This window comes from Geitlerinema sp. CS-897 (assembly GCF_028368005.1).
Classification (GTDB): Bacteria; Cyanobacteriota; Cyanobacteriia; order Cyanobacteriales; family Geitlerinemataceae; genus Baaleninema; species Baaleninema simplex.
This window is the reverse complement of the sequence record NZ_JAQNCQ010000015.1, coordinates 1-18085: the sequence shown is the minus strand read 5'-3', so window position 1 is coordinate 18085 and position 18085 is coordinate 1. Positions and strand designations below refer to the sequence as shown.

Below are 18085 nucleotides of genomic sequence, written 5' to 3'. Positions count from 1 at the left end.
CCTCTCTCCCCCTCTCTTTTGCTCGACTCTACAGGGTTTCGAGGTATTCCAACAAATCCGCCATCGTCTCGGGGCTGGGTTGGAACTGGGGCATCGGGGGAGTTTGACCGCCAATGACTTGACGAATGAGACTGGCGCGGGTTTTATGAGCGGAAATGCTGTGGAGACTGGGGCCGACTAAACCGTCGCCGCTATCGCCGTGACAGCCAGCACAGTTCATCTGAAAAATGGCGCGACCGTGGGACACATCGCCCTCGATCTCGAGAACGGCGCGCACGTAGGGATCGGACATCTGCCAGTGGTGGAAGCCCAACACGGACAGTCCGATCGTCAGCAACCCTGCCAGGGCGAACAGGGCAATGCGCTGGATCAGGCGATCGACATCGAGGTGGATTACGGGCGTCTTCAAAAGTCGTCGGTCGAGCAACGTCGGACGGGATTATATAAACTTCTTATTCATCTTTAATATAAATTGACACTCCTTAGTTTGAAAACCTGTGACGCATATCACTCTAGAGACAGTTGCATAACGGCCACAAGCGATCGCTGTTTCTCGACAGTTTCATCGCTTGCGTTAAAGTAGCGATCGCTGTAGCGTTTGCGATCGGGACGATCGAGAGAGCGATCGCCTGAAAGAAAACGTCACACCAGCCTAACCGAAGATTCGAGCGGAGAATTCTGTATGCGATCCTTGCGACAAACCCTGAGCCTATTAGGATTGACAGTCGTAGCCAGCGGCTTAACTAGCATGGCTGTGACGAGCGATCGCCAGGCCGCCGCCTCCCCTCAATCCGCGCGATCGCAGCAACTGGCTCAGTTTGGGTTGCCCGATATCGTCCCCGATATCCCCGATTCGCTTCCCGTTCCCGATATTTCCGACCTCCTCGAAGAAGATCCGCCCCTGACGACGAGTTTAGAAGACGTGCGGCGAGAAATTCCCCTTCTCGACGGCGAAGACTTCGGCGAAGTGCGATCCTTGGCAAGTCTCGATCGCCAAACCGACGGCAGCTATTTCGCCCCACCGGGACTCTACGAAGCGACCTTGCAAAGCTACTGTTTGCGAGCGGGAACCCACGGCCCCGGCGGCGGAGACGGCTACGCCTACGCACCCCTCGAAGGACCGCGCGCCGACATCATCACCAAAATTTTACGGGAGTCGGCGAACCATCCTGACATTCCCCAGCGACAAATTCAAATTCTCCTGTGGGGCATCATCGCCCAAACCCGCGTCAGCGACATGGACGAGACTATCCAGTCCGTGGCGCGAACCCTGTTAACAGAGGACGAAATCGACGAACTCAACGGCGGTGCGTTGGGACAAATTCCCGAGGAAGTGCGGCGAGAACTCTTCGCCAACCTCCCCCCACAAGTGCGACGAGTCCTCAACGCCAAAGCTGAAATTCGCGCACGCCTCAGCCAAGCCAACGCCACTTACGAAGAGTTAGAGAATATTGCCGTGTTGACTGGAACCGTACCGCGCGGCGAAGGGAGTCGGGAAATTCCCGAAGGGCGATGGTCGTTGCATCCCGACGGCTATTTCGTGCGCTATTTTCCTTCAGGATATCAACAGACGCGAATGGAAGCCTTGGTTCCCCGTCCGGCGACGGTAGTACGGGACGATCGCGATCGCATCACCGCCATCGACTACGGCGACGGCTACCGCCTGGAAACCGAATACGACGACGAGGTGGGGGCGATTCCCGTTCCCGGCGAACCGGAGATGCAAATTTATCAATTTAGCACTGTGCGGTTGTTGAGTCCCGAGAACACTGTCGAAGTGCGCGATCGTGGTTGGACGTTCGTGGGAACTCCCACCACTGGAAACGCCCGCTTTTCTGAATTGTCTTACGTTGAAACCGCTTCGACCAAGAACGACTTGGCGCAACGCAACCGCATCGACGTACAGGAAGCCAACCAACGCTATCAAGACGCCAAAGCCAAAGCCGAGAAAGTCGAAACCACCCTCGAACGTCTTGACGAACCGACGCGAGAAGAAGGCGAACAAATCCTCGATCGCGATCACTACCAAGACGGTGTCGAGGCCGTCGCTGAAAACGACCCAGAAGCCAAAGGGGAATGGTTGGGAGAACATTTCCAACGCGCCCAACAAGCCTGGGCTTACGCCATCTGCAAAATTTCCAACCTCGGCACCTCTCGTTCTTGCGGCGAACCGGAACCCGAAGATCCCGATCCCAATCCTCCCGGCGAACCCGTCGAACCCGGTGGAGACGGCGCAATCCCTGGAAATACCAGCCGCCAGCGTCTCGGCATTTCCGGCCGGTTGTTTTAAAGGTGATGAGTTGAGGAGATGATGATGAGATGAGGTGTATCTTCTCTTGTCTCCTTGTCTCCTCGTCTCACCTCCCCTCAACCGCTGCTAGGATAGTGTATTAGCGAATATGCTAATTAAGATTTCAAATTTAAGGAGCGCAATCATGGTAGAACCTCTGCTGTCTGGCATCGTGTTGGGACTGATCCCCATAACGTTGGCGGGTCTGTTCGTGGCGGCTTATATGCAATACCGTCGCGGCAACCAACTCGGCGGCTAGTCGTTAAGGCTGGTGGTGGAAGGTTCGGGGACGTTTCCCCATCACCCTTCCGCCGACGCCCAGCGGTAAAAGCGAACTGCTGTGTTACCGTAAACTTTCTCGCGAATCCGTTCGAGTTCTGGAGGTTCTGCGATCGCCTCCCGTTTGGGATCGCACTCGAGAGCCAACTCTCCATCGTCTGCCAACAGGCGATCGCGCACGACAATTTGTAAAACCGGTTCGTATAAATCGCTGGCATAGGGAGGATCGAAATAGATGCGATCGAACTGCTGCCCTTTCAACGCCAACAACCGTTTCACCACATCCCCTCGCAACACCTGAAACTGCTGTTCCGGCTTTGCCACCTGTTGCCAGTTTTGCCGAACCGTCGCACAAGCTTTTCCCAACTGTTCGATTCCCACCACCCGCGACGCGCCGCGACACAACGCTTCAGCCCCCATCGCGCCGCTACCGGAACATAAATCCAGCCACCGACAGCCGCGAATATCTCCCTGCCAGATATTAAACACTGCCTCGCGCACTCGTGCGGGTGTCGGGCGCGTGGTTTGTCCCGGTAAGGTTTTAAGCTGGCGGTTTCCGTAAATTCGTAAAGACAATTTTTTTACAGTCGTAGGGTGCGTGACTTGAAAAATAGGGTGTAAATCCTGAGACCGATAAATCGTCACGCACCTTTGACAATTGGGGGGCGGTGCTACCGATTCATCTCCTCTCTTCATCTTTCGGTTGGGGGCGGTGCGTGACGCGGCAATACCATATTGACCTGACTTGGCCCACATTTTTCGGCCGCGTCACGGCACCCTACCGATTCATCTCCTCAACCCGCCGTTGCTAACGCGGACTTCTCGGCGAAGGTGACGAAGTTCGAGAGGAGTTTTAAGCCGCCGTCGGAGGATTTTTCGGGGTGGAATTGAACCGCCATGAGGTTGTCGCGAGCGATCGCAGCGGTGACAGTTTGGGAACCGTGGGTGACGGTGGCGGCGTTTATCGTGGTATCGGCAGGATCGACATAGTACGAGTGTACGAAATACATCCACGCCGGATCGGGGAGGTTTTGCCAGAGGGGGAGTTCCGGTTGAGTCAGTTCTAAGGCGTTCCATCCCATGTGAGGGATGGCGATCGCGGGTTCGTGGGTGAAGCGACGCACCACGCCGGGAACGATGCCCAAACCGGGTTCGGTTCCTTCTTCAGAGCGATCGAAGAGGATTTGCAATCCCAAGCAAATGCCGAGAAAGGGTTTTCCGCTGGCGATCGCATCTTTAATCGGTTCGACGAGATCGCGCGATCGCAAATGTTGCACCGCTGGATCGAACGATCCGACTCCCGGTAACACCACCGCATCCGCGTCGTGAATGACTTTCGGCGAATCGGTAATTTCTGGTGTTGCCCCTGCGTTTTCCAATCCTTTACAAGCAGAGTGCAAGTTTCCCATGTCGTAATCGACGACTGCAATGCGAACCATAAGCGCGACGTTAAATGTATTGGAGCGGGCGATCGTCTTCTATTTTCGCATTATCTCATCATCTCGATCGTACCCTCACCTCATCATCTCCTCATCTTTCTCCCACTTCCGTTTCTTCCGTTTCGCCGAACACCGCCGAGGGATGGTGGTAGTACTTGAATTCGAGGAGGTTGTGAAAGGGATCTTCGAGGAAAAAGGTTTGATGTTCGGTGAGTTTCCCCGGAAAGCGGTGTTTCGGTTTCTGGTAGAACTTGAGGTTGTGACGTTCGGCGCGATCGCGCAAGGCTTCCCAATCCCGCAACTCGGAGAACACGACGCCGAAATGACGCGGGTAAATTCCCTTTTGAGCGGTTTGCGGTTCCTCGGTGACGTGCGCCACTAACTGATGTCCGTAGAGATTGAGAATCAAGGCGCTGTCGGATTCTCGTCCCGGTACGCATCCCAAACCCTCGACGTAGAAGGCTTTCGTTTGTCCGATGTCGCCGACGGGAAACGCCAGGTGAAAGATGATGTCTTGTTGCATGACGGATCTTGATAGGTTGAGAGGCTGACACTGCGGGATGTCGAGCCACATCCATTAAACTTGAAACCAACTCAGAATCAATCTCACGTTAGATAGAATTCTGCCTCCGTTCGTCCTCTGACCTTTGCATTAATATCATGTGGTCTCAAGTTTCTAGCCTCAACCCCTGGATTGTCGCAGTTGTTTTAAACTCCTTGTTGTCGGCGATCGCATTCGCGATTCCCAAAAAACTCCTCACGCCAGCAGGTTACGCTCACGCCTGGATTCTCGGCGTTCTTGTCTGGGGATGTCTCGGATGGCGGGGTTACGCCGTGGTGATGTTTTATTTTCTCGTCGGTTCGGCGGTAACGCGCGTGGGGATGGCGGAAAAGGAAGCCGCAGGAATTGCGGAAAAACGAGGCGGTGCGAGAGGCCCGGAAAACGTCTGGGGTTCGGCACTCACCGCCGCCATCTGCGCCGTCGCCTACTTCCTCACGAACTGGCATTTCTCCCCCTCCTCCCCTCTCCCCCTCTCCCCCTCTCCCTTGCTCCTCCTCGGCTACGTTGCCAGTTTCGCCACGAAACTCTCGGATACGACGGCCAGCGAGGTGGGAAAGGCTTACGGAAAACGGACGTTTTTAATTACTACGTTGCAACCTGTCGATCGCGGAACGGAAGGGGCGGTAAGTTTGGAAGGCACGTTAGCCGGGGTAGTGGCGTCGGTGGCGATCGCGGCTTTGGGATGGAGTATCGGTTTAATTGATAGTTTGGGGTTAGTTTGGTGTGTTTTGGCGGCGTTTGTTGCCACGAACGCAGAGAGTTTTATTGGGGCAACGTTGCAGGATAAGTTCGACTGGATGACGAACGAAGTGGTGAATTTTATCAATACCTTTATCGGTGCGGTGGTGGCGATCGCTCTCGGTTTGGCTTGGCAGGTTTGGTAAGATTTTTTCGTGAGAAATAAACCGGACTTACGCATTTACGACATTTGTAGGGTGGGCATTGCCCACCACCCCTTACATTTAGCGTGATTAACGTTGAATTGCGTAAGTCCTAATAAAAATGGCGTGGGGCGATCGCACTCTGGAATTGAGATTTTCGGGTTTCTGACCTATGAGAAATTGACTCGAACTGAAGGGCGATCGCTTTTCAACGCGAGCCGCGACGCTTATTATGTCCCGTTTTAGATAGTGCCAACGGGATATTTTTATTCCCAAAAAATCAAACTGCACAATCGTACATTTGCGGAACTTATTTCAAACGATTTTCAGTAGATACTACTACGTGGATTCACTTAAATTGTATTGCTTTTTAAAATCTCTATTTTTTTTGTTTGTAAATACACTGAATTTACAATTTCTTCTCAAAAGATTTATTAAAACTTTAAATACATTTCTAGTAGAAGCTATATCTTGAGACAAGAAAGTATTCAAAAAAAATAAGCTGCGATCGTTCCCCTCTACCTCCCCCCAATTATGACCGGCTCAGTCAAAAGTGTCGTTGTTTTCGATTCGCGCACCCCGAACCTGCAGCATCTGCGGGATGGACTCGCCTCTCAGGTGAACCGCTCCGTTCTCGATCCCAGCCGCGACGGACTCGAACAAATTCGAGAAATTCTACAGACTTGCGCCCCAGTGGACGAGTTGCACCTGGTGAGTCACGGTGCGCCAGGAACGTTGTATTTGGGCAACCGTGTCGTCACCGCAGAGACGTTACAGGAGGCGGGACGATGGCGAAACCTCTTGAGCGAGAACGCTGAAATCTCCCTCTACGGTTGCGAAGTGGCGCGGGACGATACCGCATTGTTGCAACGGTTGGCACAGTTAACCGGGGCGAGTGTGGCGGCTTCGCAGACGCGCGTGGGTGCGGCAGAACGCGGCGGACGCTGGGTTCTCGATGCTGTGGTCGGGGCAGTGCGAGGATCGATGCCTTGGACGGAGTCAGTGCTGGCGGCGTATCCGGGGGTGCTGAATATTATCGAAGTCGGGAATCAGGCCGCGTTGCAAGCCGCGTTCGATTCAGTGAATCCCGGCGATATTATTTCGCTGACACGCGACATTGACATTAGCAGTCCGCTGATTCTGACGCGCGATGCCACGATTTACGGCAACGGCTACGCGATCGACGGAGGCGGATCGACCTACCTGATGCGGGGCGATGGGGTCAAGGTCGATCTTGCCGCGTATGACATTACCTTCCGCAATGGCTATGAGTACGATCCGGCGGCTTATCCGGCGGGGCTGAGCAACAACAGCGTTAATTTGGCGGGTTCAAAGGTTACGTTCGCGGACAATGTTGTCGTTGCGAAATATTCTCCCAGCGTTAGTATGAATGCTTTAGGAGCTGCCATCTACGGGGGAGGATCGATAGAACTAGCAGATTCAAAATTTATCGGAAACGAGACTTTACTGGACGATGAAATTAAAGACCGGATACGGAATGAAGGCGTCAATTACTTCGGTTCGATCGATTTAAGCGATGTCTATGTCTTGGGAACAGCCATTTACGCGATCGGCTCAGATATTCGCTTACTCGACACCACCTTCAGCAACAATTACTACGACAGAGCCTATAGCTATGGGATTCCTGTCGTTCGTGAGTTAGCCGATACAGGCAGCGAGCTAATTGCCCTTCGTAATAGCGTTAAGCTTTACGCCACGGGCGGAACCGATCTGAGTTCGATTTCCTCTGGTAGTGTATCCCGTCCCCAACTCAGCATTGCCAACGGCGGCACATTAGCTGAAGGCGCAGACGGAACTATTGACTTTACCCTCAACGCCGCGCTTCCTTACCCCCTCGAATTCAGCTACACCATCGACGGGGTGACGACTACCGACGTATTCCCCCACAGCACCACCACCTACAGCGCCGACGTTTCCGTCCCCGACGACAACCTCTACAACCCCGGTCGGACGATTTCGGCAACTCTCAACAGCGGTAACGTCTACACCCGAGGCACCTCTAGCACCACCGTCAATATTGAAGACAACGAACCCCTCGTTAGCATTGTCGCCAACGGCAACCCCGCCGAACCGGGAACTGACGGGGAATTTGAAATTCAACTGGACAAACCTGCCCCTCAAGCCTTTAGCATTGCCTACAGTATCGGTGGAACTGCAACTAACAACGACGATTACGAAGCCCTCAGCGGTAGCGTCAGCGTTGCCCCAGGCGCAACCCAAGCCACGATCGCAGTAGAAGTTCTCGACGATGCCCTCCTCGATCCCGACGAAACCGTTATCGTCACCCTCACCCCAACCACCACCAACTACAGCGTCGATAACACCGCCGACGAAGCGACACTAACGATCGCAGACGACGAAATTCCTCCCACCGCAACGATTTCATCCGTTCAAGCTCCCAAAGAAGGCAGTAAAACCGCCAAATTCAAAATCGATCTCGGTGGCGATAACCCCGTCGGTAACGAAATCTCTGGCGGACAAAGCGGAACCTTTTTCTACTACACGCTCGCGGCGGGAAGTGCTACGGCAGGAACGGATTTCAAAGACAACAACGCCAACGCGGGTAAAGTCTTTATTCCCACCACCGCCACCTCAGCCGTTGTCGAAATTTCCATTCCCGACGATCTCGCCTACGAACCCAGCGGCGAAACCTTTAGCGTCACTCTCACCAACCACGGCGTAACGCCGGGTTTGTACGACCTCGGCAGTACCAAAACAGCGAACTTCACCATCGAAGACGATGACGTTATCCCCGTGGCGACGCTGCAAAAGCTCAATAACCCCGATGAAGAAAACGAAGTTCCCGGCAAATTCAACGTCAAGTTAGCTACCGTTGCCCTCGAAGGCGGCGTCAATATCGGTTACGAATTCGTCCCCGGCAGCAGCGATGCAACAGTTGTGGACGACTTCGCCACCCTCAGCGGAACGGTTAACGTTCCTGAAGGGGATACGAGCGTTGAGATTCCCGTGGTTCCCGTCGATGACTTCATCTACGACCCCAACGAAACGATCGTGCTGCGCCTGAAATCGCCCAGCGGCAGCGAACTCTACAGCGTGGGCAGTACTGATGAAGTCACCTTTACCATTGTCGAAAACGACTATCTCTATACCGTTTCCATTACCCCGAGTGCCAACGCCAGCGAAGCGGGAACCTTGGGTGCGTTTAACATCTCCCTCGACAAAGCGGCTCACGCCGATTTAACGATCGCCTACAGCGTAGATGTCGCCAGCAGCAGCGCCACCTCGGGAAGCGATTTCACCCCGATCGCCGGAAGCGTCACCGTCGCCGAAGGACAAAGTACCGCTTCGATTCAAATTCAGGCGCAAGACAACCAAATCGACGAGGGGAACCGAAACCTCGTCCTCGATCTCGAAATTCGCGATCCCTATCCCTCCAATGCCAGTTGGTCGGTTGCTCCCGACAACAACTATAAAATCGGTACGGCCTCAGCAACGATCGCGATTGAAGACGACGATACCGCCGGAATTCGCCTGACACCGCTGGGCAACACCACCAACGAACAAGGCACGACGGCACAAGTCGAAGTTCGCCTCGAAAGCGAACCCACCGACGATGTCACCATCACCCTCACCTCTAGCGACGGTAGCGAAGCCTTAATGTTGGACGGCGGAACTCCCAGCGCTTCGGCCTCCGTCACCTTCACCCCCTCCGAGTGGAAAACGGCGAAAATTCTCGAAGTTCAAGGGGTAGACGATGCGATCGAAGACGGCGAACAAAGCTATAACCTCGTCTCCAGCGTCACCAGCAGCGACGCCAGTTATAACAGCCTCGGCGCACAGTCGGTTTCACTGAAAAACCTCGACGATGACGGTTACGGACTGCTCGTCAACAGCCCCAACCGAGGTAGCGAAGGCGGAACCACCACCTACACCCTACAACTGACACAACCGCCGAGCGAACCGATTCCCATCGAAGTGGTGGCGGACAAGCAAACCCTCGTCAGCGCCGATGGTGCGACCTTTGCCAGCAGCGTTATCGTCGATCTCGCCGATACCAATGCAAAAACCATTTACGTCCACGTTATCGACGACACGGACGTAGAAGGACTGCATGGTAGCACGATTACCCACAACATTCTCAACCACGGCGATCCGAACTACCCGATTCAAACAGAACTGACCCCCGCCGTCTTGACCTTGGAAGACAACGACGCGCCAGTTGTGGGAATTCTCAAAGCGGACTTCGCCAGCGAAGAAAGCGTTATCGCCGGACGGTTCGCCGTGCAACTCGACCAACCCGCACCCGCCGGTGGTTTGACGGTGAATTACAACGTCACGGCGGGAAGTGCTAGTGCTGGCGGCGATTATCGAACGCTCAACGGTGCGGTGTTCGTTCCCGAAGGATCGACGGGGGCCGATATCAACGTGACGCCGATTCAAGACAGTTTGGTCGAATCCGGTGGCGAAACGGTGACGGTGGCCATCGGTGGCGGTACGGGTTACACGGTTGGTGGCAATTCCAGTAAAACGGTTACGATTTACGACGACGATCGCGCTGGGGTTCGCATTCGCGAGTCGGGAAACAGCAGCCGCGTCATCGAAGGAACGGCGGGAGACAGCTACACCGTCGAACTCACCAGCCAACCGAGCGATTCGGTGACGATCGCCCTCAATACCAGCGGTGAAGTCACTCCCGATAAAACCAGTTTGACGTTTAACGCGGCCAACTGGAACGTGCCGCAAAAAGTGACGCTGCCGGTCATCGACAACCAGGTGGCTGACGGCGATCGCACTCAAACCATTACCCACAGCGTCAGCAGCAGCGATAGCAATTACAACGGCTTGGGGGCTGAGAACGTCACCATCGACCTCATCGATAACGACATCCCCGGCATTAAAGTTACCCAAACCAGCTTCACCACGGAAGTTACCGAAAATGGCGCGACGGATAGCTATCGTATCGTCCTCGAAAGCAAACCCACTGCATCCGTCACCATCGACCTCACCAGTACCGACCACGCCACGACGAATCCGTTTACGGGAGAACCGGAACTGAGTTTCAGCAGCGATTCGCTGACCTTTCAACCCGACCAATGGAATTCGCCGCAAACGGTGACGGTAACGGCAGTCAACGACGATATCGACATCAACGATCGCGTCGCCACCATCTCCCACGCTGTCAGCAGCAGCGACCCCAATTACGACGGCTTCCCCATCGTTGACATTCCCGTAGACATTACCGAAGACGATACGACAGGATTGACGATTCGCGGCACGGGGTCGCGCACCTATGTCATCGAAGATTCGGACAACCCCGACTTTATTGAAGTCATCTTCAACAGCCAGCCGATCGCCGATGTCACCATCGCCTTCGACACGGGAACCGAACTCGAACCGATTCCCGATTTAGTCGTCACGCCGTCGCAATGGGACACCATCTTTAGCATTCCCGTGTTTGCCAAACCCGATACGGAGTTTGAAGCCACCGAACTGGTGGAACTCGGCTTTACCGTCACCAGTGCCGATCCCAAATACGACCCGACAGGAGGACTCGCCGATACCGTTCCGGCTCCGGCTGCACTTCCGGTACAGGTGGCAGACCGTCAACTGCTCGGCAGCGAAACGGCGGACGGTTTGGGGGTGGTACTCGATCGCTTCGAGACGATGTTCGAGGACAACCTGCGATCGCAAACCTTCCCCATCTTGAGCGACCCCGTTGAAACCCTGGTTCCCGACCTGTTCCTCTTCAAAGAACAGCTGTTAGCCGACTTGCGGGAACTGGGGGCAACCGATGCCACCACCGCCAGCAACACCATCGTCAACGCTTTGCAAACCAGCTTTGACGAAGCCGGAATCGATGTCAGTGTCAGCGTTAACAAAGCCGTGAACCTCGACGAAATCGCCTTCGATATCGGTCTGAACTACGACGAAACCGTTGCGACCTCCCTCAACCCCAACTTGGGACTCGACGAACTCAAATTCGACCTCGACGGCAATCTCGACGCTCGCTTTACTGCCGACTTAGACTTCCGACTGGGTTGGAACGAAGACTTTGGCTTCTTTATCGATGCCGACCAAACCCGTCTCGACACGAACTTCAACGTAATACCCCCTCGAGGTTTTATCGCCGATGGGGGAGCGGGTTTGTTAGGGGGCAAAGCCACAAACGACACCACCAATCCCACGGCGATCGCGATCGATTACGACCTTTCGCTGACGGACATCGACGACATCAACCAAATTCGTTTCCTCGACGCTAACGGTAGCGGGTCTTGGGATGCGATCGAACCCCTCGTGGAACAACAAGATAACGGTTCTTTTCCGCCGTTACCGATTTTGGGACGTTTCGATCTCGACGGAAGCGGGATTTACGAACCCGCCGAAGGCACGATCTTAACCAGCAACAAACCCGACGACGGCAACCGCCTGACGCTGACCGAGTTACTGGAAAACGCGCGTCACGATGACCTCGCTGACGGTGACTTCACTGGAACCCATAACCTGGGACTCAACCTCGACACGCAAATCCCAGGATTAGAAGATCTGCCACTTCCCCGATTCCTGTTCGCGCTCGATGCCGACTGGGGAGCGTTAACCTACGATCGCGACAGCGACAGCCTGCAACCGTTACAAGCTGTACCTAACGTTGCTTTCAACAACTTCGGCATCGATGTCAGCAGCATTGGCGATTTCGTATTACCCATTTTCGAGGGCATCGGTCCTTTCCTCGAACCCCTCGAATTCTTCGCTGACTTGCTCGATCTAAATATCGTCCCCGATCCCATCGGCGATCTGTTCGACACTTTCGATATCGGACGCATCGGCGGCATTGATGTCACTCCCTTCAACTTTGAAAACTTCCTCGAAGGGATTGCGGATGTCAATGTGAATTTGGGCGATTTCAAGTTGGGAATTCAGGACTTCTTGCGCTTCCCCAATTTACTGGGGAACTTGCCCACGGGATTCTTTAACTTCGGCTCGTTCCAAATTTCATCCCCTGAGTTTCCGTCACTCGATCTCAGTTTGCCCGATCTGAATCTGCCGCGCATTCCCTCACCGAATTTGAATTTGGGTTCGGTGAATTTACCAGAGGTTTCAGGTAGCTTTGACATCTCTCAATTTAGTCGTAAGAAATCGATTAAATTCCCGGTTTTGACCGATCCAATTCAGGGACTTTACCTAATTCTCGGCAAGGAAGATGTCACGCTGGCAACTTTAGAAACTCCCAAAATTGAAGCGAGCGGTTCCCTCGATTCCAGTACCTCAATCTTTACCTCCTTTTTAGATTTTATCCCTGACTGGGTGGAAGATCTCTTCGATAGTATTGGAAAATTTGAAGCGAACGTCGAAGCAGATTTCGACTTGCGGGCGGGGATGGGGTTTGGCTTCGATACTCTAGGTTTGTTTAAATGGGCTGCGACCGATTTCGATCCCGAACAAGCGGATTTGGTTCTCGATGGATTTTTCGTGAGCGATCGCGCTAACCCAGACGGAACTGGAAAGGATGTTAACGAACTCTACACGAATCTCGACCTCGATATTGGCTTAGAAGCCGGTTCGCTTCTTTCGGTTTCTGGTAAAGGCGGTTTGGGTGGAAATTTAAGAGTCGATCTCGCCGATCCCAACGGTGACGGAAAAGTTCGGTTCTACTCCGAAGTTTTGCCACAAATTAATTCTCTCAATCGATTGATTAGTGCCAGTGGTAAAGTCTCTGCATCGGGATCGGCAACCCTGAAATTTTCGATCGATTATCCGAGTTTTCCTGATGTTTGGAATACCAAAACTTGGTCTAAGGATCTCTATAAACTGAAACTCCCCCGAACCGATCTGTTTAAATTCTCAGTTGGGAAAGATGGGGTCAGCGTGGGGACGGCATTCGACGGTCTTATCGAAGGGGCAGATGTTTTCTTCGATGCTAACTTCAACGGCGTACAGGACGACCTCGAACCCTCGACGATTACCTTCGGAGAAGGCGACTACGATCTCGAAATTCCCCTCGATTTGTTCGATGTTAACGGCGATGGCGAAATCGATTTGCGGGAAGGTCAAATCGTCGTGGAAAACGGCACGGATACCGACACCTTCGATAAACAACGGTTCCCGTTCTTCACAGCACCGGAATGGACGGTGGCCTCGCCGCTGACGATGTTGGCGTTGCGGATGGCAAAACCGAATCTCGATGCCATCGAAGCGCAATTGAAACAGTCTCTCAGTCTGCCCTCTGGCTTCGATTTGCAAGAAGGAAATCCCTTTGTTGCGATTGAAGAGGGCGATCGCACTGGCGTTACAGTTTTGGTGGCACAGGGTCAACTGCAAAACCTGTTGATTTTGGGGTCGAACGCACTGCAAGGAGAGGGCGATCGCAACGCAGCAGCAAATGCGTTGTTAGCACAAGTCGGTCAACTCGTCCAGTCTGGCGGTGCGTTGAATCTCACGGATACCGCACAGATTACCGCGTTAATTTCCAACGCCGCCAGTGCGATCGGTTCCGGTGCAGATATTACCGAGGTGGTGACGGACATCCAAACCCGCAACCAGGCCATTGTCGAAGCCTCCTCTACCCCCATCGAGGAAGTCCGAGAAGCCATTGTGTCCAATATTGCCCTCGATGCGATCGACTCTAGTTATTACAACATCGCCGTCGATCCTTGGGCAGTTCTCCTCGGTAACGCCACGCCGATTCCCGACTCTGAAGGAGCAGCCGATCGCGTTCTCGATGCCTTCGACTTACCCAACGTCGATCTCGGCAGCTTCGATCCGTTTGAAGCGATGGAATCCGGCAATGCGATCGGCTTGCAAGTTTACGCCAAACAAGTGCAGATCAACGCCACGCTGACGCAAGTGGCCGACATTGCAATCGGTTTGGGAGTCGAAAACGCCGAAGATTTGGTGGTGACGAAATTCCTCGACATTCTCTATTCCGGGCAATCTCTGGCAGATATGGGGAACGTCGAGATTATCGAAACCCTGTTGCGATCGACCGTTCCCAGTTTATCGGGCAATTTAGTCAGTGCAATGGCGCAGATTATCGCACAGGGCAACACCGACATCGACAACTTGGTGGCAGAATCGGCAGAATCGGGAGATTTAGAAGCGTCTCGGTTGGGCATTATCGATCGCCAAGTGATTCTGCAAGGCATCCAAGCACAACTGTTGCAGTCCGTCGCCTCTGGCGAAATCGATATTAGCTTATTCGATCGCCTGATGGAATTCAACCTCGACGCTCTCAACAGCTCCAGTCTCATCGAAAACATCCTCGAAGGTACCGACGGCGACGACACCTTGACTGGCGGCGACCTCAACGATTGGATTGACGGCTTCGCTGGAAACGACCTCCTGCAAGGCAACGGCGGCGACGACCAACTTTACGGACGCGAAGGTAACGATATCCTGCAAGGGGGAGAAGGTAACGACCTCCTGCAAGGAGGAGAAAACGAAGACATTCTGCAAGGCGGTGACGGCGACGACTTCGGGTCTGGGAACGAAGGTAACGACGTTATCGAAGCTGGCGACGGAGACGACAACTTCTCCGGCGGCGAAGGGAACGACAGTATCCTCGGTGAAGCGGGTAACGATTTACTCCGAGGCGACACTGGTGTCGATACGCTTTACGGCGGCGACGGTGACGACTTCATCGACGCCGGACAAGACAACGATGAGGTTTACGGCGATGGCGGCGACGACCTCATCGACGGTAGCGACGGCGACGACCTGATCTTTGGCGGCGAGGACGACGACATTCTCGTTGGCGGCGAAGGGATCGACAACCTGCAAGGAGATGCGGGTCACGATATCCTCTTCGGTAACAAACAGGAAGACCTTCTCGTCGGGGGTGAGGGGAACGACACCTTAGCGGCGGGAATGCAGAACGATAAGGTTGTTGGCGGACTCGGCGACGATTATGTTTTCGGCAACAAGCAGGACGATATCGTCGAAGGCGGCGAGGGCAACGATTACCTCGGCGGCGGACAGGATAACGATGTACTGTACGGTCAAACCGGAGACGATACCCTGTCTGGCGATATGGGTGACGACCTACTCGTTGGCGGTGAAGGGGTCAACCGCTTCCGCTTCGGGAAAAATAGCGGTAACGACATCGTGGCGGATTTCAAAGATGGTATCGATGCGATCGCTCTTCCGCAAGAGTTGTTGGCTGAGGTTCAGTCGCGGACTGCGATCGCCACGAACGTCGCGGGTGGTGCACTCATCGAATTCAACGAAAACACCTCGGTCTTACTGCAAAACGTCGATGCGTCACTCATTGAAGCCACGGATTTCGTCAGTGTGGTGTAGACCCTGTCTGAGAAACCCGAGCCTTTAACCATGAACCCCTGTCGCAACGGCAGGGGTTTTTAAAGTTTATGCGATCGAAAACACGAATAAACTTCTCGGTGCTATAATCGTTCCAAACAATGCCAGTAAAGTATTTTTCTTCTTTCGCAACGGAGGCTGTAGCTTCCAAATTTTCATTATCTCGACGCAAATTAGATACGTCGATTTTAAGACTCGAGATTTTCTTTCACAACAGTAATAGTTTGTGAAGAGAGAAAAACTCTTGGGTTGGTGCATCTCAGTTTTTGATTTTGGCTTGCTTTTTTTGAGAGTCAAACTCGAGTAAATCAAAAAAAAAAAAAATAAAAAAAAAATCGATGGGCGACTCGTAACCAGTATGCAAGTCAGTACTGTAAAGCGCCCTTTGAAGTCAAAAACCAAGGTCTTGCTTCTGAGCTTTAGATAACAATCATGTTTTACAAGCAAAATCGATGATTGTTTTTCGATCCAAACTTCGTGAAACTGTAAGTCTACGAATTTCCAGTTTTGCACTTTATAAAACAAAGCACTCTACTAAATCACTCAAAATTTATGCAAAACAAAATGAATCCAGAATACAAACAAACTGCAAATTACATGACTCGAATTCTGAATAAAAACGTGCAAAAAACAAAACATATATCCAGAAGTATTTCCGAAATTGAGAGACACTATCAGATTGAAAAAGAACTCGCTCAACGCTTGAAAAACTCCGCTTTTCAAGAACGGCAATATCTATACACACAACTTTACAACGAACTTTACCAACAAGTTACCGATCACCCTCAAATTACACGGGCGACCTCTCCAGATGTCCAAAAATGGATTATCGATCGAAGAATGTCGTTATTGAAACGGTTTTTAACGCCTGAAACGACCTACTTAGAACTCGGTCCCGGAGACTGTAGCTTATCTCTTGAAGTTGCCAAACAAGCTACTCAGGTTTATGCTGTCGATGTTTCAAAAGAAATTACCAAAGATTTACAATTTCCCCACAACTTTGAATTCATTATTTCTGACGGTCGTAGCGTTCCAGTGCCTGAAAACAGCGTTGATGTTGCTTATAGCCATCAATTAATGGAACATTTACACCCAGAGGACGCACTCGATCAGCTCAAAAATATTTATCGTGCCTTAGCACCTGACGGTATCTATATTTGCATCACGCCCAATCGTTTGTCTGGTCCTCACGATATTTCTAAATACTTTGACAAAGTTGCCACGGGCTTCCATTTAAAGGAATATACTTTAACCGAACTTCGCAGTATCTTTTTGCAAGCCGGATTTCGGGATGTTTTTTGGATAAAGAACAAAAATAAAATGTTTTTAAAACTACATCTCAATGAATCTATGAATATGCTTTTGAAGACTGTCGAGACTATCCTTAAAGTGTCTCCCTATTCGTTTAGAAAGCTAGTCGCGAATACACCATTGCTATTTCGTGGAATGACTGTGATTGGCATTAAGTAGAAGTCACAATGCTTCTATTGAAATTGTCCTGTAAGTGAAGGTCTCGTTCGTCTACTTTGAAAACCTTCGGATACCCGTCGGCGATCGCGCTAATCCCAAATCGATAAAATACACCCGTGTTAAAATTTCTGGAAAGCCTCGGGTGTAAATCTCGACTCACTAGGGACAGAAATGGCATCGAATCCGTTTTTTGTCGGCGGCCCGGTTCGATCGGAGTATTTTGTCGGACGGGAGTTAGAAGTCAACATCGCCTTCGACCAAATCGCCAAACGCGCACACGCAGCGTTTTACGGAAGTCCGGGGATGGGGCAAGGTGGACATTGCCCACCTGTCACTAGATCGAGTATTTAGGAAAATGGTATTACTCAAATTACTAAGCTGAACAGTAGTTTAGAGGAAGTGCTGACAGCGTATTGATAATAGTGAGATTTAGACTGACTTGACAGATAGTAGGAGGGGGTGTTCGTGTGTTCGTGCTAGACATTCCCCCTAATGGTGTTGGAATAGGTGTGAGAATTAATAAAGCGATCGATTTCTCGATAAATTGTTATCAAGAGAGGGTAGGGTGCGTGACTTGAAAAATCGAGTGTAAATCCTTAGACCAATAAATCGTCACGCACCACCAAGGTACACCGCCAACATACAAGAAAATCGGTGCGTTACGGCGGAAATTAAATTGTCTGGTTTTCCCGCAATTTCCAAGCCGCCTAACGCACCCTACCGCTAACTTTCCCCAAGCTAGACTTTCCGAAAATCGGTGCGTTACGGCGGAAATTAAATTGTCTGGTTTTCCCGCAATTCCCAAGCCGCCTAACGCACCCTACCGCTAACTTTCCCCAAGCTAGACTTTCCGAAAATCGGTGCGTTACGG

At 52.3% G+C, this 18085-nt stretch carries 10 protein-coding genes; 6 read left to right on the top strand and 4 right to left on the bottom strand.

What is annotated here, in order from left to right; translation table 11 throughout:
• Window positions 1–28 precede the first annotated feature (28 nt).
• Window positions 29–409 carry a c-type cytochrome gene (locus POG22_RS00485; RefSeq protein WP_051044214.1) on the bottom strand — a complete coding sequence of 127 codons (381 nt, stop codon included), beginning with the start codon at window positions 407–409 and terminating at the stop codon, window positions 29–31.
• A 273-nt stretch (window positions 410–682) separates the two neighbouring features.
• Between POG22_RS00485 and POG22_RS00480 the strand changes: the two genes are divergently transcribed.
• Window positions 683–2290 (top strand): hypothetical protein, encoded by a 1608-nt coding sequence (locus POG22_RS00480; RefSeq protein WP_498903014.1) that lies wholly within the window; start codon window positions 683–685, stop codon window positions 2288–2290.
• Window positions 2291–2435: 145 nt separating this feature from the next.
• Window positions 2436–2549 (top strand): cytochrome b6-f complex subunit V, encoded by a 114-nt coding sequence (gene petG / locus POG22_RS00475; RefSeq protein ID WP_017662290.1) that lies wholly within the window; start codon window positions 2436–2438, stop codon window positions 2547–2549.
• A gap of 41 nt (window positions 2550–2590) precedes the next feature.
• Here the strand turns inward: petG and rsmD are convergent, their stop codons facing one another.
• The 3 genes from rsmD to POG22_RS00460 form a co-directional block, all read right to left on the bottom strand.
• Window positions 2591–3145 (bottom strand): 16S rRNA (guanine(966)-N(2))-methyltransferase RsmD, encoded by a 555-nt coding sequence (gene rsmD, locus POG22_RS00470; RefSeq protein ID WP_498903012.1) that lies wholly within the window; start codon window positions 3143–3145, stop codon window positions 2591–2593.
• A gap of 218 nt (window positions 3146–3363) precedes the next feature.
• Entirely contained in the window at window positions 3364–4008 is a 645-nt protein-coding gene (gene hisH / locus POG22_RS00465; protein ID WP_498903010.1) for an imidazole glycerol phosphate synthase subunit HisH, read from the bottom strand.
• A 91-nt stretch (window positions 4009–4099) separates the two neighbouring features.
• Window positions 4100–4531, bottom strand: a complete 432-nt coding sequence (locus tag POG22_RS00460; RefSeq protein WP_498903009.1) for a VOC family protein — start codon at window positions 4529–4531, stop codon at window positions 4100–4102.
• A gap of 137 nt (window positions 4532–4668) precedes the next feature.
• Between POG22_RS00460 and POG22_RS00455 the strand changes: the two genes are divergently transcribed.
• The 4 genes from POG22_RS00455 to POG22_RS00440 all read left to right on the top strand — a co-directional run bounded on the left by POG22_RS00455 (window position 4669) and on the right by POG22_RS00440 (window position 17565).
• Window positions 4669–5454 (top strand): TIGR00297 family protein, encoded by a 786-nt coding sequence (locus POG22_RS00455; protein WP_498903008.1) that lies wholly within the window; start codon window positions 4669–4671, stop codon window positions 5452–5454.
• Between the two features lie 531 nt (window positions 5455–5985).
• Window positions 5986–15726, top strand: a complete 9741-nt coding sequence (locus POG22_RS00450) for a DUF4347 domain-containing protein (protein WP_498903007.1) — start codon at window positions 5986–5988, stop codon at window positions 15724–15726.
• A gap of 582 nt (window positions 15727–16308) precedes the next feature.
• On the top strand, window positions 16309–17214 hold the full coding sequence (locus tag POG22_RS00445) for a class I SAM-dependent methyltransferase (RefSeq protein ID WP_498903005.1): 906 nt from the start codon (window positions 16309–16311) through the stop codon (window positions 17212–17214).
• Between the two features lie 171 nt (window positions 17215–17385).
• Window positions 17386–17565: a hypothetical protein gene (locus tag POG22_RS00440; RefSeq protein WP_498903003.1), complete on the top strand. Its 180-nt coding sequence runs from the start codon at window positions 17386–17388 to the stop codon at window positions 17563–17565.
• Window positions 17566–18085 lie beyond the last annotated feature (520 nt).

Bases quoted from the DNA above. Each gene is read 5' to 3' on its own strand.
- POG22_RS00480 (WP_498903014.1), top strand. From the start codon at position 683: ATGCGATCCTTGCGACAAACCCTGAGCCTATTAGGATTGACAGTCGTA.
- petG (WP_017662290.1), top strand. From the start codon at position 2,436: ATGGTAGAACCTCTGCTGTCTGGCATCGTGTTGGGACTGATCCCCATA.
- hisH (WP_498903010.1), bottom strand. From the start codon at position 4,008: ATGGTTCGCATTGCAGTCGTCGATTACGACATGGGAAACTTGCACTCT.
- POG22_RS00460 (WP_498903009.1), bottom strand. From the start codon at position 4,531: ATGCAACAAGACATCATCTTTCACCTGGCGTTTCCCGTCGGCGACATC.
- POG22_RS00455 (WP_498903008.1), top strand. From the start codon at position 4,669: ATGTGGTCTCAAGTTTCTAGCCTCAACCCCTGGATTGTCGCAGTTGTT.
- POG22_RS00450 (WP_498903007.1), top strand. From the start codon at position 5,986: ATGACCGGCTCAGTCAAAAGTGTCGTTGTTTTCGATTCGCGCACCCCG.
- POG22_RS00445 (WP_498903005.1), top strand. From the start codon at position 16,309: ATGAATCCAGAATACAAACAAACTGCAAATTACATGACTCGAATTCTG.
- POG22_RS00440 (WP_498903003.1), top strand. From the start codon at position 17,386: ATGGCATCGAATCCGTTTTTTGTCGGCGGCCCGGTTCGATCGGAGTAT.